This is a genomic window from Microbacterium sp. 4R-513 (assembly GCF_011046485.1).
Classification (GTDB): Bacteria; Actinomycetota; Actinomycetes; order Actinomycetales; family Microbacteriaceae; genus Microbacterium.
On sequence record NZ_CP049256.1, the window covers coordinates 1230751 to 1253889 of the forward strand.

General features: G+C 70.0%; 18 protein-coding genes and 2 pseudogenes. 11 read left to right on the forward strand and 9 right to left on the reverse strand.

Annotated elements, in window-relative coordinates; translation table 11 throughout:
• Positions 1-97: 97 nt before the first annotated feature.
• Both murJ and G5T42_RS05345 read right to left on the reverse strand, forming a co-directional pair.
• Positions 98-1693: a murein biosynthesis integral membrane protein MurJ gene (gene murJ, locus G5T42_RS05340; protein ID WP_165126470.1), complete on the reverse strand. Its 1596-nt coding sequence runs from the start codon at positions 1691-1693 to the stop codon at positions 98-100.
• Positions 1690-4068, reverse strand: coding sequence for a DUF6049 family protein (locus G5T42_RS05345; RefSeq protein ID WP_347104288.1), 2379 nt, complete (start codon positions 4066-4068; stop codon positions 1690-1692). Before G5T42_RS05345 ends, murJ begins: the two co-directional genes overlap by 4 nt.
• Between G5T42_RS05345 and G5T42_RS05350 the strand changes: the two genes are divergently transcribed.
• Complete coding sequence (locus G5T42_RS05350) at positions 4067-5599, forward strand: methyltransferase (RefSeq protein WP_165126476.1); 1533 nt, start codon at positions 4067-4069, stop codon at positions 5597-5599. The genes G5T42_RS05345 and G5T42_RS05350 overlap by 2 nt on opposite strands.
• Before the next feature lie 60 nt (positions 5600-5659).
• Positions 5660-7087, forward strand: coding sequence for a CCA tRNA nucleotidyltransferase (locus G5T42_RS05355; RefSeq protein ID WP_165126479.1), 1428 nt, complete (start codon positions 5660-5662; stop codon positions 7085-7087).
• On the opposite strand, the gene G5T42_RS05360 is transcribed toward G5T42_RS05355, so the two are convergent.
• Positions 7088-7741, reverse strand: a complete 654-nt coding sequence (locus G5T42_RS05360) for an NAD(P)H-dependent oxidoreductase (protein WP_165126482.1) — start codon at positions 7739-7741, stop codon at positions 7088-7090.
• Between the two features lie 79 nt (positions 7742-7820).
• Between G5T42_RS05360 and G5T42_RS05365 the strand changes: the two genes are divergently transcribed.
• The 5 genes and pseudogenes from G5T42_RS05365 (at position 7821) to G5T42_RS05385 (ending at position 13897) form a co-directional block, all read left to right on the forward strand.
• Entirely contained in the window at positions 7821-8159 is a 339-nt protein-coding gene (locus G5T42_RS05365) for a helix-turn-helix domain-containing protein (protein WP_165126485.1), read from the forward strand.
• Positions 8160-8361: 202 nt separating this feature from the next.
• Positions 8362-10003 (forward strand): annotated as a pseudogene (locus G5T42_RS05370) (ABC transporter substrate-binding protein).
• A 98-nt stretch (positions 10004-10101) separates the two neighbouring features.
• Entirely contained in the window at positions 10102-11178 is a 1077-nt protein-coding gene (locus G5T42_RS05375) for an ABC transporter permease (protein ID WP_165126491.1), read from the forward strand.
• On the forward strand, positions 11178-12188 hold the full coding sequence (locus G5T42_RS05380) for an ABC transporter permease (RefSeq protein ID WP_241245967.1): 1011 nt from the start codon (positions 11178-11180) through the stop codon (positions 12186-12188). The genes G5T42_RS05375 and G5T42_RS05380 overlap by 1 nt, the downstream gene beginning before the upstream one ends.
• Positions 12185-13897: an ABC transporter ATP-binding protein gene (locus G5T42_RS05385; protein ID WP_165126494.1), complete on the forward strand. Its 1713-nt coding sequence runs from the start codon at positions 12185-12187 to the stop codon at positions 13895-13897. Before G5T42_RS05380 ends, G5T42_RS05385 begins: the two co-directional genes overlap by 4 nt.
• A gap of 56 nt (positions 13898-13953) precedes the next feature.
• Here G5T42_RS05385 and G5T42_RS17585 read toward each other — a convergent pair whose 3' ends face one another.
• The 6 genes and pseudogenes from G5T42_RS17585 to G5T42_RS05410 all read right to left on the reverse strand — a co-directional run bounded on the left by G5T42_RS17585 (position 13954) and on the right by G5T42_RS05410 (position 21205).
• Entirely contained in the window at positions 13954-14385 is a 432-nt protein-coding gene (locus tag G5T42_RS17585) for an IPT/TIG domain-containing protein (protein WP_347104459.1), read from the reverse strand.
• A 54-nt stretch (positions 14386-14439) separates the two neighbouring features.
• Positions 14440-15852 (reverse strand): annotated as a pseudogene (locus G5T42_RS17590) (alkaline phosphatase); the annotation flags it as partial.
• Complete coding sequence (locus G5T42_RS05395) at positions 15768-16994, reverse strand: hypothetical protein (RefSeq protein WP_165126497.1); 1227 nt, start codon at positions 16992-16994, stop codon at positions 15768-15770. The gene G5T42_RS05395 and the pseudogene G5T42_RS17590, both read right to left, overlap by 85 nt.
• Before the next feature lie 28 nt (positions 16995-17022).
• The gene (treS, locus tag G5T42_RS05400) at positions 17023-19350 is read right to left on the reverse strand and encodes a maltose alpha-D-glucosyltransferase (RefSeq protein ID WP_165126500.1); all 2328 of its coding nucleotides are present in this window, start codon (positions 19348-19350) and stop codon (positions 17023-17025) included.
• Positions 19351-19487: 137 nt separating this feature from the next.
• Positions 19488-20489: a hypothetical protein gene (locus G5T42_RS05405; protein WP_165126503.1), complete on the reverse strand. Its 1002-nt coding sequence runs from the start codon at positions 20487-20489 to the stop codon at positions 19488-19490.
• A gap of 5 nt (positions 20490-20494) precedes the next feature.
• The gene (locus G5T42_RS05410; RefSeq protein ID WP_165126506.1) at positions 20495-21205 is read right to left on the reverse strand and encodes a DUF998 domain-containing protein; all 711 of its coding nucleotides are present in this window, start codon (positions 21203-21205) and stop codon (positions 20495-20497) included.
• A 187-nt stretch (positions 21206-21392) separates the two neighbouring features.
• Here G5T42_RS05410 and rpsF point away from each other — a divergent pair, with 187 nt between their 5' ends.
• From rpsF to rplI, 4 genes are all read left to right on the forward strand, one after another.
• Positions 21393-21776 (forward strand): 30S ribosomal protein S6, encoded by a 384-nt coding sequence (gene rpsF, locus G5T42_RS05415; RefSeq protein WP_165126509.1) that lies wholly within the window; start codon positions 21393-21395, stop codon positions 21774-21776.
• A 5-nt stretch (positions 21777-21781) separates the two neighbouring features.
• Positions 21782-22288, forward strand: a complete 507-nt coding sequence (locus tag G5T42_RS05420) for a single-stranded DNA-binding protein (RefSeq protein ID WP_165126512.1) — start codon at positions 21782-21784, stop codon at positions 22286-22288.
• Positions 22289-22362: 74 nt separating this feature from the next.
• Positions 22363-22617 carry a 30S ribosomal protein S18 gene (rpsR, locus tag G5T42_RS05425; protein ID WP_133541417.1) on the forward strand — a complete coding sequence of 85 codons (255 nt, stop codon included), beginning with the start codon at positions 22363-22365 and terminating at the stop codon, positions 22615-22617.
• A gap of 11 nt (positions 22618-22628) precedes the next feature.
• The gene (rplI, locus tag G5T42_RS05430; RefSeq protein ID WP_165126515.1) at positions 22629-23081 is read left to right on the forward strand and encodes a 50S ribosomal protein L9; all 453 of its coding nucleotides are present in this window, start codon (positions 22629-22631) and stop codon (positions 23079-23081) included.
• Positions 23082-23139: the final 58 nt, after the last annotated feature.

Genomic DNA, 23139 nt, shown 5'->3' on the forward strand with positions numbered 1-23139 from the left:
CGGATGACTCAACCCATCGTAGGCGTCGGATATTCCGCCGCCTGCGGCCGGGAAGGCGGTTCACAGAACCCGTGCCGGGACGGAGGTCGGGGCTCGATCAGCGCCGCAGGACGCGGCGCAGGATCGGCCGCACGACGGCGAGCTCGGGCGCCCGGAGGAGCCACAGGAACGCGAGATATACGACGGCGGCCACGGTGCCGATGATGGCGGTGCCGATCGCGCCGAGGAGGCGGTCCGACACCGTCCAGCCGTCCACTCCGCCGAGGAGGAGGAACGTGCCCCAGCCGGCTGCGGCTGCGGGAACGGCGGCGAGGAAGAAGCGGCCGAGCGACAGCATCCATCCGCCCACTCCGATGCCGCCGAGGCGGCGATGCAGGAGCCACGTCGCGATCACGACCTGCACGATGCTCGCGAGCGACTGGCCGAGCGCCACACCCGCGGCGAGGTAGTCGACGGGCACGGTCGCCTGCACGAGGAGCGCCGTCGCCACGACGAGCGCCGCCTGGACCAGCGTGAAGAAGAAGGGTGTGCGGGTGTCGTCGTACGCGTAGAAGGTTCGCTGGACGACGAAGAGCACCGCGAGCGGGACGAGCGAGACGAGGAAGCACACCAGCACCAGAGCCGCCTGCTGAGCCTGCGCAGCGGATCCCGTGAAGATCCGGGATGCCGGCACCGCCGCGACGGCGAGCGCCGCGGTGGCGAGCACCGTGAAGAGCCCGAGGGTGCGGATGCTGCTGCCGATGTCGGCGCGGACGTCGCCGTCGCGACCGGCATGCGCGTGCTCGCTCAGGCGTGTGAAGTACGGCGTTCCGATCGAGAGCACGATGACCGAATAGGGGAGCATGAAGATGAGCCATGCGTTCTGCGACGCCAGCTGAGCGGGAGCGGTGCCCGACGCCGGCGACAGCACCCGGGACTGCATGAGCCCCGCGAGCTGGCCCGCCACGACCATCAGGAACGTCCAGCCGGCGAGCCGGCCGAGGTGGTTGAGTCCCACGCCGCGCCAGCGGAAGTCGGGACGCAGCTGGAGGCTCGCCCGCCGCCAGAAGAAGAGCAGCAGCACCGTCTGAAGGATGATGCCGAGCGTCGCCGTGCCGGCGAGGAGCGCGATCATGCCGAGCGTCCAGTCGTCGACGACATTCTGGTCGGAGCCGAACAGCACGATGAAGAAGATGAAGCCCGTGATCGACACGAGGTTGTTGACGATGGGAGCCCACGTGTAGGGGCCGAAGACGCGCCGCGCGTTGAGGATCTCGCCGAGGAGTGCGAAGAGCCCGTAGAAGAAGATCTGCGGCAGGCACCAGTAGGCGAACGTGGTCGACAGTGCCAGCTGGTCGGGGGTGAAGTCGGGTGCGTAGAGCGTCACCAGCCATGGAGCCACCGCGATCGCGACCGCGGTCGTGACGAGGAGCGCCACGACGCCGAGCGTCAGGAGCTTCGAGATGAAGGCCTGACCTCCGTCGGGATGCGCGGCGACCTTGACGATCTGCGGCACGATGACGGCCGTCAGCAGGCCCGTCGAGATGATCGCGTAGATGTTGTTCGGCAGCTGATTGGCGACCGCGAACGCGTCGCCTGCCTCGCTCACCGCTCCGACGGCGGCGACGAGGACGATGGTGCGAAGGAGGCCCGTCAGGCGGGAGACGATGGTCCCCGCGCCGATGAGCGCGCTCGCGCGGGCGATGCTGCTCACGATGCGTCACCCTTCGGCTCAGCGGGGGTCTCGATGTCCGGCCCCTCGTAGGCGGCGGCGTCGGTGTCTTCGTCGGCCGCTTCTGCCGCGGCATCCGTCTTCCGGCCGCGCCGGCGCAGGATCGTGCGGATCACGCCCAGCAGCACGAAGCCGACGGCGAGCACTCCCAGGATGACGAGGCCGATGCCCTCCCAGTCGGCGCGCACGTGCACTTCGCGCACCTCGGGCTGGCCGATCTGGACGCCCGTCGGGCTGCGCAGCTCGAGCGCGATCGTGACGTCGCCGCTGCCGATCTGGGCCTGGACGGGCACCTCGACCCGGGTGTTGCTCTGCGGCTGGGCGACGACCTTGGTGGTCTCCTGCACCTCGAGCCGCAGATCGTCGGGCGATGCGAGCAGGGTGACGTTGACCGGATAGGGAAGGTCATTGCGGATCCATACCGGGATGACGGCGCCCGAGGTGATCAGCTGGATCGGGCTCGCCCGCAGGATGCCGACCGAGTCGAGTGTCGCGGTCGTCGTCTCCTGATGGTCCGAGAGGGCGACGCCCCATGCGTCGGGATCGGCGCGCCACGCTTCACCCAGCAGTTGGAGGATGTCGTTGCGCTCGCGGCCCGTGACCTGCGCGGGGTCGTCGAGCACCGTCGCGAACTGCGTCAGCTGTCCTTCCGCTGCGACAAGACCGGATGCCGCGGCCACTCGCGCCGCGTCGGGCGCGATGTCGATCACCTCGACGGGAGTCGCGGGGGTGTTGGCCAGCGCGCCCAGCGAGTACGGCACGGCGGTCGGAGCCTGGAGTGCGGCGGAGATGGCTGTCCGAAGCGCGACCCGTGAGCGGTCCTCGCCCCGGTCGACCGTCACGAGGAGCGGCGCACCGTCGGTCTCGGCGAGGGCGAACGAGAGGAACGCCGTTGCGGCTGCGAGGTGCGCGTTGCGCAGGGCGCCGTCGTCGAGGACGGATGCCTCCCGGAGCTCCTCAGAGACGGCTTGGTCGTAGACGAGGACCGCCGCCGTGTCCGCGTCGCCGCGCGCGGGGACCGTGGCACCGTCCGCGCCGGCGACAGTCGTCGTGGACGGGATGAGAGTGAGCGCCTGCTGATCCTCGACCGTGAGCCCGCCGAGCGCCGACACGACGTCCGCGCCGGCCGTACCGGTCTCGGGCCAGAAGACCCCTGCGCGCGAATCGCCGATGCTGAGGAGGCTGGGCAGATCGGGGTACGCGGGAGCCGTCGGGTCGCCCGACGGCGTCGGGGTCGGCGTGGGTGACGGGGACTCGTTCGGCACGGGCGCGAAGTCGGCAGGCGTCATGGCGTACTGCAGCGACGTCGGCTGGAGGGGCGGCACGATCTTCGCCTGCACCTGGGACGCGACATCGGCATCGCCGTACTGCAGCGCGAAGCGGGTGTTGCTCAACGTCTCGAGGCGCGTGAGCCACGCGAGGGCGCTCTCGGGCGCCGACGTGCCGAGCACCCGGATGGCCGCGAGCAGCGCGGGGTCGACCGCGAGGATGGCCTCGGTGCCGTCGACCGCATCGAGCTGGGCCGTGAGCGAGCCCTGGGGCGAGGTCAGCTGCTCCAGCTCGGCTGCCGTCAGGAGACCCTCCTGGGTCGCGGGCCCCGTGATCGGCACGACCACGCCCACGCCGACCTCGCGCCCGGGCGCCGATGGCACCACGACGACGCTCGGGGAGGTGTAGCTGCCGGTCGGCGTCGAAAGCGTCGCGACGACGGGATAGGCGCCCGGCGCGAGGTTCGCGATCGCGGGAGCGGCGGCATCCACTGTGACGCCTTGCGTCTCGCCGGTCCCCGGAGCGACCGCGGGGAATGTCGTCGCAGCGACAGGAGTGACCGGCACCTCGGTCCCGTCGCCGTCCAGCCAGTCGTCGAGGTCGGCGCGACTCGAGAACGGCGTCGATCCGACGGCGAGCGAGACCGTGCCGCCCGCCGTGGTAGCCGCGCTGTCGTTCGTCATCGTGACCGACACGTTGATCGGCTGCCCCGGCTGGATGAGGCCGTTCGAGATGGGCGACAGCGTGAAGACCGCCTCGCCGGGCTCGGGCGTCGGCGTGGGAGAAGGTGTCGCACCCCAGACGCCGACGGATGCCGCAGCACTCGCCGCGGGCCCGGCGACGGGGGCGAAGAGCAGCGTGGTGATCCCCACGAGCGCGCACAGCCGAGCGCGCACTCGCCGCGCGGACGGCACGGCAGGCGGTGGGGACTCAATCATGCTGGGGTTCGCTCCTGTGCGATTCCGGACCGCACGATCGACTGCGATTCTACGTGCGGTGCCTCCAAGGCCCCCGAGCGGTGCCCGCGGTTCGCCGGGACGGATGCCTCGCCCCGCGCCCCGCCGGTCATCGGGGTTGAATGGGCTCATGCCGTCGCTTCCCCTGCCGCAGCCCGACCCGCGGCTGTGCGCCGCCCTCGCCGAAGACCTCCGGGCGGCCCGGTTCCACGGCGAGGATGTGCGCGCCGCCTGGGGCGAGATCGCCGACGACGCGATCGCACGCGGCCTCCGTCGGCCGGCCGAGCGGGCGCTGGCGGGACGCACCGACCCGCTCGCCGTCCTCGCAAGGCTCCTCATGCTCGGGATGCCGCAGCCCGCCGCGCTCGTCGACGAGGCGCTGCCGCGCACGACCGGCGCAGGGCTCGTGGCGCTGAACCTCGCGGCGGCGGTGGAGGAAGGCATCCGTCCCCTCGCCGTCGTGCGACCTCAGCCGTTCGCCGACGAGTCGGGCGACGGTGGCTGGTGGGTCGCGAGCGACCTCGACGAGGCCGTGCTCGGCGGGCCCCTTCCCGAGGATCACGTACTCGGCGTCGGCGGTGCTTCGATGACGCTCGCCGGGCTGCAGTTGCCGACCCCCGCGCGCCGGGGGCTCGACATCGGGACGGGATGCGGCATCCAGGCGCTGCGCGCACGGAGGAACGTCGGCGAGGTCGTGGCGACCGACACGTCGGAGCGCGCACTGGCCTTCACGCGCCTCAACGCGATGCTGAATGTCGTCGACGGCATAGAGCCGCGTTCGGGGAGCCTGTTCGAGCCCGTGCGCGGCGAGCGGTTCGATCGGATCGCCTCGAATCCGCCGTTCGTCATCACCCCCCGCGCGGCCGGAGTGCCCGCATACGAATATCGCGACGGCGGCATGGCCGGCGACGACCTCGTCGCGCACTTCGTCCGGACCGTCGGCGAGCACCTCCTCCCCGGCGGAGTCGCGCAGCTGCTCGGCAACTGGGAGACGCGGGACGGCGCTGCCGGACTCGATCGCGTGCGGGACTGGGTCGACGCCTCGCCGGTGCCGCTCGACGCGTGGGTCGTGGAGCGCGAGGTGCTGGACCCCCTGTCCTATGCCGAGCTCTGGATCCGCGACGGGGGCACGGTGCCCGGAAGGCCGGAGTTCGCCGGCCTCATCGACGCGTGGCTCGAGGACTTCGCGGAGCGGGGCGTCGAGCATGTCGGGTTCGGCTACATCCTGCTGCGCCGGCCCGAGGCCGGGTCGCCGACGCTCGCGCGGTACGAACGGATCGGGCAGTCGCTCGGCGGTGCACCGCTGGGCCCGCACCTCGCGGCGGCGCTCGCCGCGCATGACCGGCTGGCCGGGCTCGACGACGCCGAGCTCGAGGCATCCGTCCTTCTCGTGGCCCCCGACGTGAGCGAGGCGCGCCACCACCTGCCGGGGGCCGAGGCTCCGAGCGTCATCGAGCTCCGGCAGGGCGGTGGTTTCGGCCGCACGATCGAGGTCGACCCGGCGCTCGCCGCGCTCGTCGGAGCCTGCGACGGCGATCTCGCGGTGGGTCCTCTGGTCGGCGCGATCGCCGAGCTGCTCGAGGTCGATGCGACTGCTCTGCGTGAGGATCTTCTGCCGCGGATCCGCGAACTCGTCTTCACGGGATTCCTGACCTTCGCCTGACACCCGCTCCCGCCCACCCGCTCGGCAGGGCACGGACGCGGCTCTCGGTAGGCTCGAACCATGCTCAACATGGCCGAGGGCGTGCAACGCCTCGGCGCGCTCGCCGAGTCGCGCGCGGTCGCGACCCTCGCTCGCGCGTTCGCCGATGCGGGGCGCGAGCTCGCCATCGTCGGCGGCCCGGTCCGCGACGCGCTGCTGGGCCGCGAGACGCACGACCTGGATTTCACGACGGATGCCCGGCCCGACGAGATACTGCGGATCGTCACGCCGATCAGCTCGGCCCAGTGGGATGTCGGCCGCGACTTCGGGACGATCGGCGCCCGGATCGCCGGCGAGCAGGTCGAGGTCACGACGTATCGCGCCGACAGCTACGACGGCGTCACGCGCAAGCCGACCGTCGAGTTCGGCGACACGCTCGAGGGCGATCTCGTCCGGCGCGACTTCACGGTCAACTCCATGGCGCTCCGCGTCCCGAGCCGCGTGCTCGTCGACCCGACCGGCGGCGTGGAGGACCTGCTCGCGCAGCGCCTGCGCACCCCGGCCGACCCCGCGGTGAGCTTCGGCGACGACCCGCTCCGCATGCTCCGAGCAGCGCGCTTCTCGTCGCAGCTCCGCTTCGACGTCGATCCGGCCACCGAGGCGGCGATCGGCGAGCTGCGCGAGACGATCTCGATCGTGAGCCCCGAGCGCATCCAGAGCGAGCTCGTCCGGCTGCTGCAGACCGACGATCCTGTGCGCGGCATCCGTCTCCTCGTCGACACGGGGCTCATGGAGGAGTTCCTGCCCGAGATCCCCGCCCTTCGCCTCGAGGTCGATGAGCATCACCACCACAAGGACGTCTACGAGCACTCGCTCACGGTGCTCCGGCAGGCGATCGAGCTCGAGAAGGAGCGGAATCCGGATGCCTCGCCCGACGTGCCGCTCCGGCTCGCCGCCCTGCTGCACGACATCGGCAAGCCGTCGACCCGACGGCTGGAGCCGGGTGGCGGTGTGACGTTCCACCACCACGACGTGCGCGGAGCGCGGATGGCGAAGAAGCGCCTGCAGGCTCTGCGCTTCGACTCGGACACGATGAACGTCGTCTCGCGGCTCATCGAGCTGCACCTGCGCTTCTTCGGCTACGCCGAGGGCGCCTGGACGGACTCCGCGGTGCGACGGTACGTGCGGGATGCCGGAGCGGAGCTCGAACGCCTGCACATCCTCACGCGCGCCGACGTGACGACGCGCAACAAGCGCAAGGCTGCACGGCTCGCCGGCGCCTACGACGACATCGAGGAGCGCATCCACGAGCTCGCGGCTCAGGAGGAGCTCGACGCGATGCGGCCCGAGCTCGACGGCAACCGCATCCAGGAGGTGCTCGGCATCGGCCCCGGGCGCGAGGTCGGCGAGGCGTACCGCTTCCTGCTCGACATTCGGCTCGACGAGGGCCTGATCGGCCCCGAAGAGGCCGAGCGCCGCCTCACCGAGTGGTGGGCCGGTCGCGACTAGTCAGGCCACGTCGCGACGGAGCGCGGCGATCTCCTGGCCGTACGCGGTGGCCTGGCTCTCGGCCTCGCGCTTGAGCTCGGCCGCGTGGTCGGCGAAGGCGTCGAGCGCCGGGTTCACGCCGACGAGCGTGAACGGACGCTGCACGACGCGGAGGTCGAGGCCCCACACGTCCTCGAGGACGCGGCGCAGCCACGCGGTGGAGTGGTCCCAGCCCTCCTTGGGCGTGCCGGGAGCGTAATTGCCGCCGAGCACCGTCACGAGGGTCGCGGGCTTGCCGCGGAGTGCCGTGCCCTGCGGGTCGATCCGCGGGTCGGTGTACGCGAGGTCGAACCACGTCTTGAAGTGCTGCGAGACGCCGTAGTTGTACAGCGGCACCGCGAAGAGGAGGGCCTCGGCATCCACCACCTCATCGGCGAGGGTCGTCGCGAGCGCGAGAGCTTCGCGCTGCCGGTCGGTGTGCTGCTCGGCGCCGACGAAGCGCGACGTCACGACGTCGGCCCACGCCGTGGCGGGTACGGACTCGAGCGCGAGGTCGCGGCGGACGACGCCCGAATCGGGATGCGCGGCGGCCCACTCGGCCTCGACGAGGTCGGCGAGCGAGCGGCTGGCGGACGAAGCGGGCAGGATGCTGGCATCCAGGCGGAACAGGGACATGACGACTCCGATCGGCAAATGATAGCGACTATGAAAAACATAGCGGCTAGCGCGACTGTAGCACGGATAGCATGAAGGCATGCCCGAGGAGGAGATGGAGCACGGCGCCTGCGACGCGGCCGTCACGCTCGCCTTCACGGTGCTCGGCAAGCGCTGGAACGGCATGATCCTGTCGTCGCTCGGCGCGGGCGCGACGACCTTCGTGGGGCTGCGCCGCGCCGTCACGGGCATCAGCGACGCCGTACTCTCGGATCGCCTCGCCGAGCTGTCCGAGGCCGGCCTCGTCGTTCGCGCCGTCGACCCCGGCCCACCCGTCGCCGTCGCCTATTCGCTCACCGACAGCGGCGAGCGGCTCCTGCCGATCCTCGACGATCTGGGTCGCTGGGCTTCGAGCAACCTGGCCGTCCGCGCCCGCTGAGCCCATCGACTCGACGCGGCGGCGGAGGTGACGCGAACAGCCTCTAAGAGGCCGCGACGCGGCATCCAGTGCCACTCTCGGAGGGTTTCAGTCTCGTTACGAATCGTTCACTGGATTGCCCTTTGGCGGGTGCGGGGTGAGGATATCCCGAGGGCCGCGCCACTTGGACGCGGCCGACCCGTTCACAGCAGAGGTAGCACTTATGTCCTTGCACCACAGCGCGCGCGGCCGTCTCGGTCTTGCGATCGGGGCCTTCGGGGCCTCGGCTCTTCTCCTCGCCGGCTGCGCCGGCGGCGGCGGGGGGCTCCTCGACCGGCGGAGCGGACGCCTCGGGCGAGCCGCTCATCGTCGGCACCACCGACAAGATCACGTCGATCGACCCGGCGGGCTCGTACGACAACGGCTCGTTCGCGGTGATGAACCAGATCTACCCCTTCCTCTTCAACAGCCAGTACGGCACGGCCGACGTCACTCCCGACATCGCCGAGTCCGGTGAGTTCACGTCGCCCACCGAGTTCACCGTCAAGCTCAAGGACGGCCTCAAGTTCGCCAACGGCCACGAGCTGACCTCGTCGGACGTCAAGTTCACGTTCGACCGCCAGGTGAAGATCGCCGACCCGAACGGCCCCTCGTCGCTGCTCGGCAACCTCGAGAGCGTCGAGGCGCCCGACGACACGACGGTCGTCTTCACCCTCAAGAACGGCAACGACCAGACCTGGGAGCAGATCCTCTCGAGCCCCGCCGGTCCGATCGTCGACGAGGAGGTCTTCTCGGCCGACGCCGTGACCCCCGACGACGACATCGTCGACGGCAAGGCCTTCGCCGGCCAGTACGTCATCGACTCGTACAAGGTCAACGAGCTCATCTCGTACAAGCCCTACGCCGACTACGAGGGTGCGCTCCCCGCGCCGGAGAACGGCGGCATCTCGGTCAAGTACTACGCCGACCCGTCGAACCTCAAGCTCGACATCGCCAACGGCGACATCGACGTGGCCTACCGCAGCCTGTCGGCGACCGACATCGACGACCTGTCGAAGAACGACAAGGTCAAGATCGTTGACGGCCCCGGTGGCGAGACCCGCTACATCGTCTTCAACTTCAACACGATGCCGTACGGTGCGACGACGGCCGAGGCCGACCCGGCCAAGGCGCTCGCCGTCCGCCAGGCCGCGGCGAACCTCGTCGACCGCGCCGAGCTCTCGAACGACGTGTACAAGGGCACCTACACCCCGCTCTACTCGTTCGTCCCGCAGGGCCTGACCGGCGCCACCGAGCCCCTCAAGGAGCTCTACGGCGACGGCGACGGCGGACCCGACGTCGACAAGGCGAAGGCCACACTCGAGCAGGCCGGTGTCACGACCCCCGTGCAGCTGAACCTGCAGTACAACGGCGATCACTACGGCCCCTCGTCGGGCGACGAGTACGCCGCGGTCAAGACGCAGCTCGAGGAGGGCGGCCTGTTCACCGTCAACCTGCAGCAGACCGAGTGGGTGCAGTACGCCAAGGACCGCACCGCCGACGTGTACCCCGCGTACCAGCTGGGCTGGTTCCCGGACTACTCCGACGCCGACAACTACCTGACGCCCTTCTTCTCGAAGGAGAACTTCCTGGTCAACCACTACGACAACCCGGAGGTCCAGGAGCTCATCACGACGCAGGCGACCGAGACCGACGCCGGCAAGCGCGAAGAGGAGATCGGCAAGATCCAGTCGCTGGTCGCGAACGACCTGTCGACGCTGCCGCTGCTCCAGGGCACGCAGATCGCGGTCGTGGGCTCCGACGTCGACGGAGCGACGCTCGACGGTTCGTTCAAGTTCCGCTACGCACCGTTGAACAAGCAGTAACACCTCAGCACGGGCCGGCAGGTCGGGCGCCGGGGCGGATGACGCATCCGCCCCGGGCTCGGCGGCCGGCCCGTGCCACAACCCCCTAAGGCTTACGCATGGTTCTCGCCGCCGAAGAAGCGGTCACCGCAGACCCGCTCGTCTCCGCGAAAGGCAGCGGGCTCTGGCGTTACATCCTGATCCGCTTCTTCCTCATCTTCCCCACGGTCATCATCCTGGTGACCGTCGTCTTCTTCCTCACCCGCATCACGGGCGACCCGATCACGGCGGCTCTCGGCGGCCGGCTGCCTCCCGATCAGCTCGCCGAGCGGGTCCACGAGGCCGGGTACGACCGGCCGCTCTTCATCCAGTACTTCGAGTACATCCTGGGCGTCTTCCGAGGCGACTTCGGAACGACGATCACCGACAACCAGCCGGTCAGCCAGATCCTCCTGCAGTTCGGATCGGCGACGCTCGAGCTCGCGATCTACGCGCTGATCGTGGCATTCATCGTCGGCATCCCGTTCGGCCTCCTCGCCGCTCGCCTGCGCGACCGCTGGCCCGACGCCTTCCTCCGCATCGGAGCGATCCTCGTCTACGCGACCCCGGTCTTCTTCGTCGCGATCCTGCTGAAGCTCGTCTTCGCGGCGTGGCTCGACTGGCTGCCCGTCGCGGGAAGAGCCTCGACCCGCACCGAGCTGCTGCTGCAGACGGTGCCGAACCCGACCGGCATCTATCTCATCGACGCCATCCGGCTGGGCAGCGCCGACGCCGTCGGCGACGTCCTGATCCACGCCATCCTGCCGGGCCTCACGCTCGGACTCCTCACCGCCGGGGTCTTCCTGCGCCTCGTGCGCACGAACGTCATCGGCACGCTGGGAGCCCAGTACGTCACCGCGGCCCGCTCGCGCGGCGTCGGCGAGTACCGCCTCCTCACGAAGCACGCGTACCGTCCCGCGCTCATTCCGATCGTCACGGTCATCGGCCTGCAGATCGGGCTCCTGCTCGCGGGCGCGGTCCTCACCGAGACGTCTTTCGAGTGGAAGGGGATCGGCTTCCACCTGGCGCAGTACATCCTGGCTCGCGACTTCGTCGCGGTGCAGGGCATCGTCATCATGATCGCCGTCATCATCGCCGTCACGAACTTCATCGTCGACATCGTCGCCGTGCTCATCGACCCGAGGGTGAGGTACTGATGTCCGTCGAGCCCATGGATCAGACGACGGATGCCGCGGCATCCGTCACCACCACCGCCGCGCCGCCGGTGCTCACGACCCGGAAGAAGCCGCTGCGGGAGCGCATTCCGGTCATCTCGCAACTGCGTCAGAGCGTCGGGCTGCAGCGCGCGATGCTCGTCGCGGGCCTCGTGATCCTCGCCGTGTTCGTGATCGTCGCGATCTTCGCACCATGGATCGCGCCGTACAGCTGGGCCCAGCGCAGCGTCGACGGCGTGAAGTTCGGCACCCAGCAGCCGCCGAACCCCCTCAACATCTGGGGCACGACGGTCGGCGGATTCGACGTCTACTCGCGTGTCATCTGGGGTGCGCAGACCGCGATCCTCGCGATCATCTGCGCGATCGTCTTCTCGATCTTCCTCGGCATCGCGCTCGGCCTCCTGAGCGGCTACTTCGGCGGCTGGCTGGATCGGATCCTCGTCGTCATCGCGGACGCGATCTACTCGTTCCCGTCGCTGCTGCTCGCGATCGTCATCTCGATCGTGATCTCGGGCGGCCGCTCGACGCTGTGGAGCGGCATCCTGTCGGCGGCGATAGCCATCACGGTCGTCTTCGTGCCGCAGTACTTCCGCGTCATCAGGGCCGACGTCGTGCGGATCAAAGCCGAGCCCTTCGTCGAGTCGGCGCGGGTGATCGGCGTGCCGACCCACCGGATCCTGACCCGCCACGTGCTCCGCAACTCGCTGCGGTCGGTGCCGGTCATCGTGACGCTCAACGCCTCCGAGGCGCTCCTGACCCTCGCCGGCCTCGGCTTCCTCGGATTCGGCATCGACGCGACGGCCGCCGCCGAGTGGGGCTACGACCTCAACCGTTCGGTCGCCGACGCCTCGAGCGGCATCTGGTGGACCTCGATCCCACCCGGGCTCGCGATCGTCTTCGTCGTGCTCGGAATCACGCTCGTGGGCGAGAGCCTCAACGACCTGAGCGACCCGCGGCTGCGCCGCCGTCGCCGTGCAGGAGGTGCCGCATGAGCCTGCAGGCGCAGCAGAACCAGCGCTCGTCCGCCGTCGCCGAGGTCCGCGACCTCCACGTGACCTTCGCGACGGATGCCGAGCCGGTCCAGGCCGTCACGGGCATCAGCCTCGAGGCGCGCGCGGGCGAGGTGCTCGCGATCGTCGGCGAGTCCGGATCGGGCAAGACGGTGACGGCCAACACGCTCCTCGGGCTCCTCCCCGAGACGGCGACGCTGTCGGGCGCCGTGCTCATCCGCGGGCGCGACGGCGGCGAGACCGACGTCGTGCACGCGAGTCACGACGACCTGCGCGAGATGCGCGGGCGCGACGCCGCGATGGTCTTCCAGGAGCCGTCGACCGCGCTGAACCCCGTCTTCACGGTCGGGTTCCAGATCGCCGAGGGCCTGCGCGCGCACGAGAAGCTCTCGAAGTCCGAGGCCAAGGCCAAGGCGGTCGAGATCCTCCGCAAGGTCGGCATCCCCGATCCCGAGAAGCGCGTCGACGACTATCCGCACCAGTTCTCGGGCGGGCAGAAGCAGCGCGTGGTGATCGCGATGGCGCTCGTGCTCGATGCGAAGCTCATCATCGCGGACGAGCCGACAACGGCTCTCGACGTGACGGTGCAGGCCGAGATCCTCGAGCTCCTGCGCGCATGCCGCGACGAGTTCGGCGCGACGATCGTGCTGATCACGCACAACATGGGCGTCGTCGCGGACCTGGCCGACCGGGTCGTCGTGATGTACCGCGGCGACATCGTCGAGCAGGCGCCGGTGCACGAGATCTTCGCCCACCCGCGCGAGGAGTACACCAAGGCGCTCCTCGGAGCGGTGCCGCGCATCGGCCGGGGCAAGAGCGCTACTCAGGATCCCGGTGCGCCGGCGCCGACCGAGGCGCCCGAGGGCAGCCTCGTCGTGGCGAAGAAGGTGCAGATCGGCTACCCCGGCCGCTTCGGCTCGCCGGGAGTCATCGCCGTGAAGGGCGTTGACTTCTGGATCGCGCCGGGCGAAGTGCTCGGGCTCGTCGGCGAATCAGGCTCGGGCAAGACGACGATCGGCCGTGCGATGGTCGGTCTCACCGAGGTGCTCGGCGGATCGCTCACGGTGCTCGGCCAGGAGCTCAAGGGTGCCAAGCCGCGCCACCTGACCAGGCTGCGGCCGGATGTCGGCTTCGTCTTCCAGGACCCCGCGACCAGCTTCAACCCGCTGCTCACGATCGCCGAGTGCATCGCCGAGCCGCTCGTCGTGCACGGGCGCGACTCCTCGGCACGCAACGCACGGGCGCGCGTGGACGAGCTGCTGGATGCCGTTCACCTGCCCACCTCGTACGGCGACCGCTACCCGCACGAGCTGTCCGGCGGGCAGCGCCAGCGGGCGTCGCTTGCGCGGGCGCTCATCCTCAACCCGAAGCTGCTGATCGCGGACGAGCCCACGAGCGCGCTCGATGTGTCGGTGCAGGCGCGGGTGCTCGAGCTCTTCGCCGAACTGCAGCGGGAGTTCGGCTTCGCCTCGCTCTTCATCAGCCACGACCTCGCGGTCGTCGACGAGGTCGCCGATCGCGTCGTGGTGCTGCGGCAGGGCGAGATCCGCGAGCAGGGCACGACGGTGCAGGTGCTGACGAACCCGAAGGACGACTACACCAAGCGGCTGCTCGCCTCGCTCCCGGTGCCCGACCCCGTCGAGCAGGCGACCCGTCGGGCGGTGTGGCAGACGACGCGCACCGCCCCCTGACGCGCACCGCGAGAACGGCCGGCCCCGCACGGGACCGGCCGTTCCGCGTGAACCGCCTACTTGTGCACGGCATACGCCGTCTTCGCGACGACGCCTGACTGCAGGCCCTTCGCGATGACGTTGACGACCTTCACGAGCTTCGCGTCGGGCGCCGTGAACGTCACGGTGATGGTGCCGTTGATGACATCGACCTGCCTGGTCTCGCTGCCGAACGCCACGTTCACCTGACGGTCGCCGTCGAATCCGGTGCCCGTGATCGTGACGGTGTCACCGGAACCGCTGATGCCCGGCTTCAGCTTCGCCTTCGTGCTGAGCGAGGCCGTGTCGAGGTTCAGGCCGAGCGTGTCGGTGATCGTGTTGAAGGTGTCGGTCTGGTCCGTGAGCCCGACGATGTTCGCCGCGCCAGGCCCGTAGCCGGCGATGCGCACCTGCGATCCGGTGTGCTGCTGCGAACCGCCCGCGGCGGCCGTGCCGTACGAGATCTTCATGACCGAGCCGTCGACCGTCGTCAGGGCCGTCGAGAGCGACGTCGGAGGCGTCGAGTCGACGATCTGGCTCGTGTGCGCGTGGTCAGCGGTCACGAGCACGAGCGTGTCGCCCTTCTGCTTCGCGTACTCGAGCGCGACCTGCACCGCCTCGTCGAGGTCGATCGTCTCGCCGATCTGGCCGCAGGCGTCGGCCGAGTGGTCGCGCTTGTCGATGCTGGCGCCCTCGACCTGGAGGAAGAATCCCTTTCCGCCCTTCGCCTTCGCCGAGAGGAGGTCGATCGCCTTCGAGGTCAGCGAGGCGAGCGACAGCTCCTCGGGAAGCCGGTCGGGGCTCTCCGTGCACGTCGTGGGCGTGTTGGCGCCGCCGACGGTGGCGGTGGTCGGCGCGTAGCGGGTCGGGAAGTTGCCCGGCGTGAAGAGGCCGAGGACGGGCGCGGACTGGTCCGCAGCCGAGACGGACGCGAGGCCCGCGGCATCCGTCACCACCTAGTAGCCGCGGTCGGCCGCCTGATCGAGGAGGGTCTTGCCGCTCCACTGACCCGCCTTCGCGGTCTGCTGGAAGCTCGCGAGACCGCCGCCGAGCACGACGTCGGGGCGGGTGTTGAGCAGCTGCTCCGAGATCGAGCCGAGGCCGCCCGCCGCAAGGGCGTCGTCGCCGCAGCTGGCGGAGTCGGGGCCGTAGCAGGAGCGCGCATCGACGTGCGCGACCTGCACGGCGGGAGTGGCGTCCTGGATCTCGGCGGTCGAGACGTCGCCCGTGCGCATGCCGTTGGCCTTGGCGACCTCGAGGATGGTGGGGAGCGCCTGGCCGTCGATATCGACCGAGATCGCGTTGTCGTAGGTCTTGCTGTCGGTCGCCCACGCGGTGCCCGTCGCAGCCGAGTCCGGCACGTAGTCGGGAAGGCCGCGCTGAGGGCCGTCCTTGTAGATCGAATAGGTCGTGTACGAGCCCGTGAGGGGCAGTGCGTCGATGCCGGGAAGCTCGCCTGCGGCGCCGTACTGGTAGTTGCGGGCGACCGTGATCTCGGAGTCGCCCATGCCGTCGCCGATGAGGAGGATGACGTTCTTGGCAGGACCGTTGACGATGGCCTGCTGGACGGCGCTGGTCTGATCGCCGTCGATGCGGTGGGGGTCGGTGACGATGCCGGCGGCGACGGCACCGGTCGAGACGAGCGTCGCGGCGGCGAGCGCCCCGACGCCGATGAACGCGAGCGTGCGCGTGCGCGGCTTCATACGCGGGGAAGACATGCTGGATGGACTCCGGAATCGGTCGGTGGATGCCTCGATCGAGGCGACTCCAGCCGACTCCTCCTCGGTAGCGGCCGGCTGAACTGCCGTCGACGCGGCGTCGACGGGCGGGTGACGCGGACCGCACGGACTCGTTAGCGGAAGATGAGACCCCAGAGGCCCGTCTGGCTCAGGAGCCACATGCCGATGATCACGACCATCGCGACGATCGTCACCCATGACACCCGCCGGTTGAGACGGCGGCCCTGCGGCGCCACTCCCGGCGGCGGCCGCAGCATGCCAGCGGGCGCGGCGAAGGGCGTAGCCCCCGGCGCGGCGACCGCATCCGTCGAGGCGGGATCCGCGGACGGGAGGGAGGCCGCAGCACCGGCGGTCGAGGCATCCGTCACCCAGGGAGTGACCTGCGCCTGCAGACGCTCGTCGCGCCAGCGCGCCCACTGCGTGAGCTTGTCCAGGAGGGCGCCGACGACGGAGAAGAGCCACGCCCACGTCGCGGGATCGAGCGTCGAGAAGTCGCGCCGTCCGTAGAAGAAGAGCCAGTCGTCGACGATCTCGACGTCGAGTGCCGCCGCGTTGTCGATGAAGCGGGCCATGATGTCGGGGGTGAAGAGATACAGCGCGTCTCTTTCATAGCCCTCGGGGCAGTACAGCGCGAAGTGCTCATCGAAGTCTCCCTCGAGGCGCAGTCGCTGCGCGCGGTCGAAGCTCGCCGGCAGGTTCGTGCCCAGGAGCGAATTGTTCCCCGTCGCATCGAGCACGATGTTGGGCAGCGGCACGTCGAGCTTGACCGCGACGTACCCCCACCGGTGGGTCGTCTTGTTCTTGCCCGAGCCCGTCGTGTACCGGTAGTTGGCGAACTCGACGAACCGCGGGCGCTCGCCGCGGACGACATCGGTGGCCTCCCTTCCGCTGCCGATGCCGAAGATCATGCCGGGGAGCGCCGGGCTGCCGATGGTGGGCAGGTAGGTCATGCGGTTCGCCTGCGCGAACCGGCCGAGGCGGTACCAGCGCTCGTCGCGCAGCCGGAGGGAGGCCACGATCCCGATGATCGCGAGCGCGGTGACGATCGCCACGATCACGAGCGGAGCGACGGCGATGAGGGCCGTGCCCGGCGCCGAGGCGCCGCCCGACGCGGCGATGCTCGCGAAGATCGACACGAACATCGTGAGGAACGCGCCGCCGAACACCACGACGACGAACACCACGACCACCACGGCGATGATCGAGGAGGCAGCACCGAAGCCGCTTCCCGCCGGTCTCGCGGCGCGCAGCCGGGCGGCGTAGTTCCGCACCGTCGCCCGATCGACGGGCTCGGTGAGCGGGCGGGCGTCGAAGGGGACGGATGCCGCGTCCAGCGTCATGCGCCCACGCTAGCGTCGCCGCACCGGGTCAGCCGGCTTCGCCGGCCGGGGCATCCTCGTCTTCCGGCCCCTCCTCGACGACCTCGGGTCGCAGGAGCAGGAAGTGACCGCCGTAGGGCTCGAGGTGCAGCGGGAAGCTCTGGAGGTCGTCGACGCGGGCGATGACCTCGCCGCTCACGGCATCGATGACATCGGAGCGCGCCTCGAGCTGGTCGCTGCGCACGGTCCCCGTCACCTCTTCGTCCGTGAAGTTGAGCACCGTCAGCTGAAGGACAGGCAGTTCGTCGCCCGCGCCGTCGAGCCGGTGCACGAGCACGAGCATGCCCGGATGGGCGACGTCGGGCACGTCGATCTGGGTTGCGACGGCGATGGAGTGCTCGCGCCGCACGGCGATGATCTCGGCCAGGCGGGACGCGAACGACTCCGGTGAGGCCAGCTGGGCGGGCAGCGAGCCGTAGAGCGACCGCGCGCGCGGCATGCCGGATGCCGACCGCTCGGCCTCCGGCGCCGCATCGACGAGATCGTGCGCTCCGCGCTCGATCCAGCGGGTGTCACCGCGAGCGATGAGGTCGCTCACCTGCTCGCGCGGGAGCGTCAGCATGCCGGTCAGATCCCATCCCGAGAGGGCGAAGACGCCGGGCTGCCAGGCGTTGTACTTGCACAGCAGAAGGTGCGCGTCCCGGATCGGAGCGACCTCCTCGTCCGACACGTCGTCGACGGTCGTCGCGCCGCGCGTCGCCGCGATGAGTGAAGCCATCGTGCATGCGATGCCGTTCTGCGTGAACACCATATTGAGCTCGGAGGAGTCGGTGAGCTTCCCCGTGAGGTCGGCCCGGATCTGCTCGGCGAGCTCCTCGCCGGTCACCTCGGCGCCACGGAAGATGAAGACGTCCTCGCGGTGCTGGGCGGCCCAGTGCACGAGCTCGTAGGTCAGCTCGTCGTGGTTCTGCAGTCCGTGGACAAGCCCGACTGGCTCGACGCCGAGGTCGAGCGACTGCCGCAGGGCGAGGCGGAGGAACTCGGTGTCGCCGGTCGCGAGGGCGTGCTGGTAGGCCGGGCGGCTCACGAAGTCGTACGAGAGATCGGCGCCGACGGCGCCCGTGTCGCGGATGTCCTCGATCGCGAGGTTGAGCTCCTGGAAGGTGAAGCCGCCGACCTTGCGCACCATGCCGGCGATGATGTGGTTCGCCGCGTGGGACAGCGGGTGCCCCTCCGACCAGGCCGGCATCCCCTCGGCGCTCTTCTCGACGCCGAGGAACCCGTTGGCGTCGAGGCGGAGAGCGCTCGACCCGAGGTCGCCGAGCGAGTGCAGGGCGTCGCCGATCACGAGTCGCATACCCGCGAACGTCGGATCGAGCCAGTTGATCGAGGGCTGGCCCTCTTTGAAGTAGTGCAGGTAGACCCAGCGCCGAGCCTGTCCGTCGACGCCGGTCACGGCATCCGTCGCACTCCAGTTGGTCTCCTTCACGCCCGGTGTGTAGAAGATGACCCGCTGCAGCTCGCCGATGATGTAGCCGCGATCGGCGAGCTCCCGCTCGGTCGCGGGGTCGAGGTTGACGGCGTCGCGCCCCGGTGGCACGTCGGGAAGGAGATGCCAGTCCTCGGGCGGGATCTCGATCATGTGGTAGATCCCGGGGTAGTCCTTGAATCCCATCTCGGCGAGCCTGAAGTCGGCGCCCTTGCCCGTGTGTCCGGGGACGATGTCGTCGATGACGCTGCCGCCGTGCGCGTCGGCGACGTCGGTCAGCCGGCGGAACGCCTCTTCATCGCCGAACAGCGGGTCGATCTGGGTAGAGATGCGGTCGAAGTGACCGTCGACGCTCGGCGTCTCCTGCCACCCGAGGATGCCGCCGGCACGCTTGACCGGCCCGGTGTGCACGGCGTTGATCCCGATGGCCTGGAAGGCGTCCCACAGTTCCTGCTGGCCGAGCGCCTCGAGGAACGACTGCCCCTGACGTGTAATGAGCGAGATGGGGTAGGCCGTGAACCACACGTCGGCGGTCTCGATCGCCCGGCGTGCGTCGGGACGGGCGTAGGGGTTGCGCCACATGCTGGGCTGCCCCGAGAGCTGCCGGCTGAGGACGTCGGAGTCCTTGAGCATCGACTGGCGCACGAGCCATTCGACGTACGAGGGGTTCGTGCCGATCGCGCTCCGCGGATCGGTCGAGATCCGCCGCAGGTTGCTGCGGCGCAGCTGATCCCGTGGCCTCAGCCGTCGGGGCCGGGCAGGATACAGCTGCTCGTCGAAGCTGATCTCCGGGATCGACGAGGTCGTGGTGGGCGGCTCGCCCCCTGCCTCCGTCGACGGTGTGTGGCTCTCGCTCGTCCCGAGCGTCTCGGTCACGGGCTCGTCCATCGGACCTCCTCGATGGTCGTGCGGAACAGCGCGTGGGTCACACGTTACGCAGGCCCGCGGTCGGCCACACCTCCTTCACTCGACACCCAAGTCGTGATAGCGAGGAGTCGGAGCCAGGGTCCCGGCCGAGCGCCTCTCTACCGGTTGACGTCGTCGGCGTCCCAGCCGAGGTCGGCGCCTTCGCGGATCGGCAGCGCCTCCAGGCCCGGGTCGGTGCAGAGCGCCCGCACGAGGGCGTGCGAGCCGCCCACGAGCGTGGAGTCGTAGTCCACCTCGCTCACGAGCACCCAGGCCCGATCGTCGGGCCAGACGAGGCTGGGCGACTCCGCCGACGCGCCGAACCCGGCCGATTCGGACTCCCGGTCGCGCCACGGAACGTGTTCCACCCACGTCGGGTCGGCGAGCTCCGAGACGCCCCCGCGGAACAGCACGTGGTCGCGGCCGGGAAGGCGCAGGCGCGGGCCGCGTGAGACCTCGTCGGACAGGATGCCCTCCTGCCACGTCGGCTTGCGGAAGGCGTTGTTGAGCTGATCGCGCCCCGAGTGCTCGAGGAAGTCGACGTGGCGCGCCTCGATCGCGTCGCGCGGAGTGTCGGTGGCCGAGAGGGTGAGCAGCGCGCGCGACGGTCCGTAGCCCAGGGCGCCGACGAGCCCGCCCCAGCCCTCCCACACGGCGACGAACCCGTCGGCGGGGGTGGTCGTGTGCCGCGCGAGCGTCGAAGCCACCATCGCAACGAGGTCCGGGGCGAGCTGACCTGTGGCCGGCCGGCCGTAGCGCCAGCCCGCGGCATCCCTCGGTCCGTCCTCTCCGGGCACCTCCTGGAACTTGTCGGCCAGATGGTGCCACTGCGCGAGCACGTGCATCGTCGTGCCGAAGGCCTCGGCCGCCTGTCGCCACGTCACCCGTTCGGCCTCGAACCGGGGGTTCGCCAGCTGGAACGCCTCCCACTCCCGCCGGTGCGAGGAGTAGGGAAGCGGAGGCCAGTCGCGCCCGACGGGTCGTTCCCGCTCGACGGGATGGAACACCCGTGCGTACGCCTCGAACCCCCTCGGCACGACGTCGTGCATCGTGCCCCGCCAGGGGTCGTCGATCCGCTCGCGGATCCAGTCGCCGACCGCGACATCCGCCGTCCACTCCATTCGTGTCACGCTACCCGTGCGGGCCGGGGGCCCGGGACGCGAAGCGCCACGACGACGAGGCCGAGTGCGACGAGCTCGGCGCCGACGAGGACGCGTTCGCCGAGCCCGATCGGGAAGAGGATCCACCACGGCGTGCCGGTGGACTCGGCGATGGCGATGAGCACTCCCGCCACGACGATCGCCAGGAGGATCGCCGAGCCGAGCACGAGCGCCATCGTGAGCAGGCGGTGATCGAAGCCCGAGTCGCGCCGCAGTCGGCCGCGGCGACGGGCCTCCCGCGCCGCGAGCGCGAGGATCGCGATCGGCAGCGCGAGGAATGCGATGACCGACGCGCTGCGGTGGAGATACCCGACCCACGTCGCCCCCGCCGCCCAGTCGGCCTTCGGGAAGAGGGCGACCCCCAGCATCCCGAGCACCCAGAGAGCCATCCCCACGCTCGGCACCGACAGCGGGCGGCACACGCCCGTACGGACCAGCAGCACGAGAGTCGCGGCCGAGCCGACGGCGATGAGGATGACGCCGGTAACGAACTCCGCCGCGAGCGGCGACCGGCCGTACTGGCTGATCGTGAGGCGCAGCGGATCGATGCCGTTGGTCGGCGCGACGACGTGCAGCACCCCGATGAGCAGCACCCCCAGGGCGAGGCAGGCGAGCTCCACCGCGCGGAGCGCCCGGGTGACCCGGTCGGCGTCAGGAGCGACGGATGCCTCGGCCATGCGTCCACCCTAGGCATCCGTCGCTCTGCGCGGCTGGGAGAACGATTCGGGCTGGCCCCCGGCATCCGGTACCATAGGAGGGTTGTCCGCACGCGGGTCGTCCTGCGTGAACTCCGGACACGTGCAACACACCCTCCTGCTGTCGGGAAATGCCCGTCAGCCGTTCTAGTCCGAAGGAGGTGGGTAAGTGACGCACCAGTACGAACTCATGGTCATCCTCAACCCTGAGATCGACGAGCGCCAGGTCGCCCCGAGCCTCGACAAGTTCCTGAAGGTCATCACCGCTGATGGTGGCTCGATCGACAACGTCGACATCTGGGGCAAGCGCCGTCTCGCCTACGAGATCCAGAAGAAGAACGAGGGCATCTACGCCGTCGTCAACTTCACGGCCACCAGCGCCGCGACCCAGGAGCTCGACCGCCAGCTGAACCTCAGTGAGCAGATCATGCGCACCAAGGTCCTCCGTGCCGAAGAGGCGCAGGCTATGGTCGCTGCCGAGGCCAAGCGCTCCGAGGAGAAGGCCGCCCGCAAGGCAGCCCGCCCCGCGAAGCCCGCGAAGCAGGACGCGTAACGACGATGGCCGGCGAGACGATCATCACCGTGGTGGGCAACCTCACGGCTGATCCCGAACTGCGGTACACGCAGAACGGTCTCCCCGTCGCGAACTTCACGATCGCGTCGACGCCGCGCAACTTCGACCGCCAGGCGAACGAGTGGAAGGACGGCGAAGCGCTGTTCCTCCGTGCGAGCGTGTGGCGCGAGTTCGCCGAGCACGTCGCGGGTTCGCTCACGAAGGGCTCGCGAGTCATCGCGACCGGTCGCCTCAAGCAGCGCTCCTACGAGACGCGCGAGGGCGAGAAGCGCACCTCCATCGAACTCGAGGTCGACGAGATCGGCCCGTCGCTGCGTTACGCCACGGCTCAGGTGACGCGCGCGGCCGGTGGTGGCGGCGGCGGTGGCGGACAGTCCCGTCCGCAGGTCGCCGACGAGCCGTGGGCGACCCCCGGTTCGTCCTCCAGCGCCGGCTCGACCGATGCGTGGAGCGCGCCGGGCACGTCCTACGGCGACGACACCCCGTTCTGAGCCGTTCGATCTCAGAGAACAGATTCCGGATGCCTCTGGCCGAGGCATCCGATCACGAAAACTAAGGAACAACCATGGCTGGAAAGTCGAGCGGCGACCGCCGCAAGCCGCGGAAGGGCGCGAAGAACGCGGCTCCCGCGAAGGCGATCCGCGTCGGCGTCATTGACTACAAGGACGTCGCCACGCTTCGCAAGTTCATCTCGGAGCGCGGCAAGATCCGCGCCCGTCGTATCACCGGTGTCTCGGTGCAGGAGCAGCGTCTGATCGCCAAGGCGATCAAGAACGCGCGCGAGATGGCGCTCCTGCCCTACGCCGGCGCTGGCCGCTAAGGAGCACCGCAATGGCAAAGCTGATTCTCACGAATGAGGTCGCCGGGCTCGGTAGCGCCGGTGACGTTGTCGAGGTCAAGAACGGGTACGCCCGCAACTACCTCATCCCCCAGGGCTTCGCTGTGGCCTGGACCCGCGGTGGCGAGAAGCAGGTGGCGTCGATCCGCGCCGCCCGCGAGTCGCGCGCGATCCACGTCCACGAAGAGGCCGTGGCGCTGAAGGACTCCCTCGAGTCGAACAAGGTCCGCCTGGCCGTCAAGGCCGGTGCCGAGGGCCGCCTGTTCGGCTCGGTCAAGACGGGCGACGTCGCCGACGCCGTCAAGGCCGCCGGCCTGGGCGAGCTCGACAAGCGCAAGATCCACATCACCTCGCCGATCAAGGCCGTGGGCGAGCACGAGGCGACTGTTCGCCTCCGCGACGACCTCACCGCCGTGATCACCCTGCAGGTGGTCGCCGCCAAGTAAGGCGCATCGCACCACGCCGAATGCCGCGAGCCCCAAGGCTCGCGGCATTCGTCGTCTC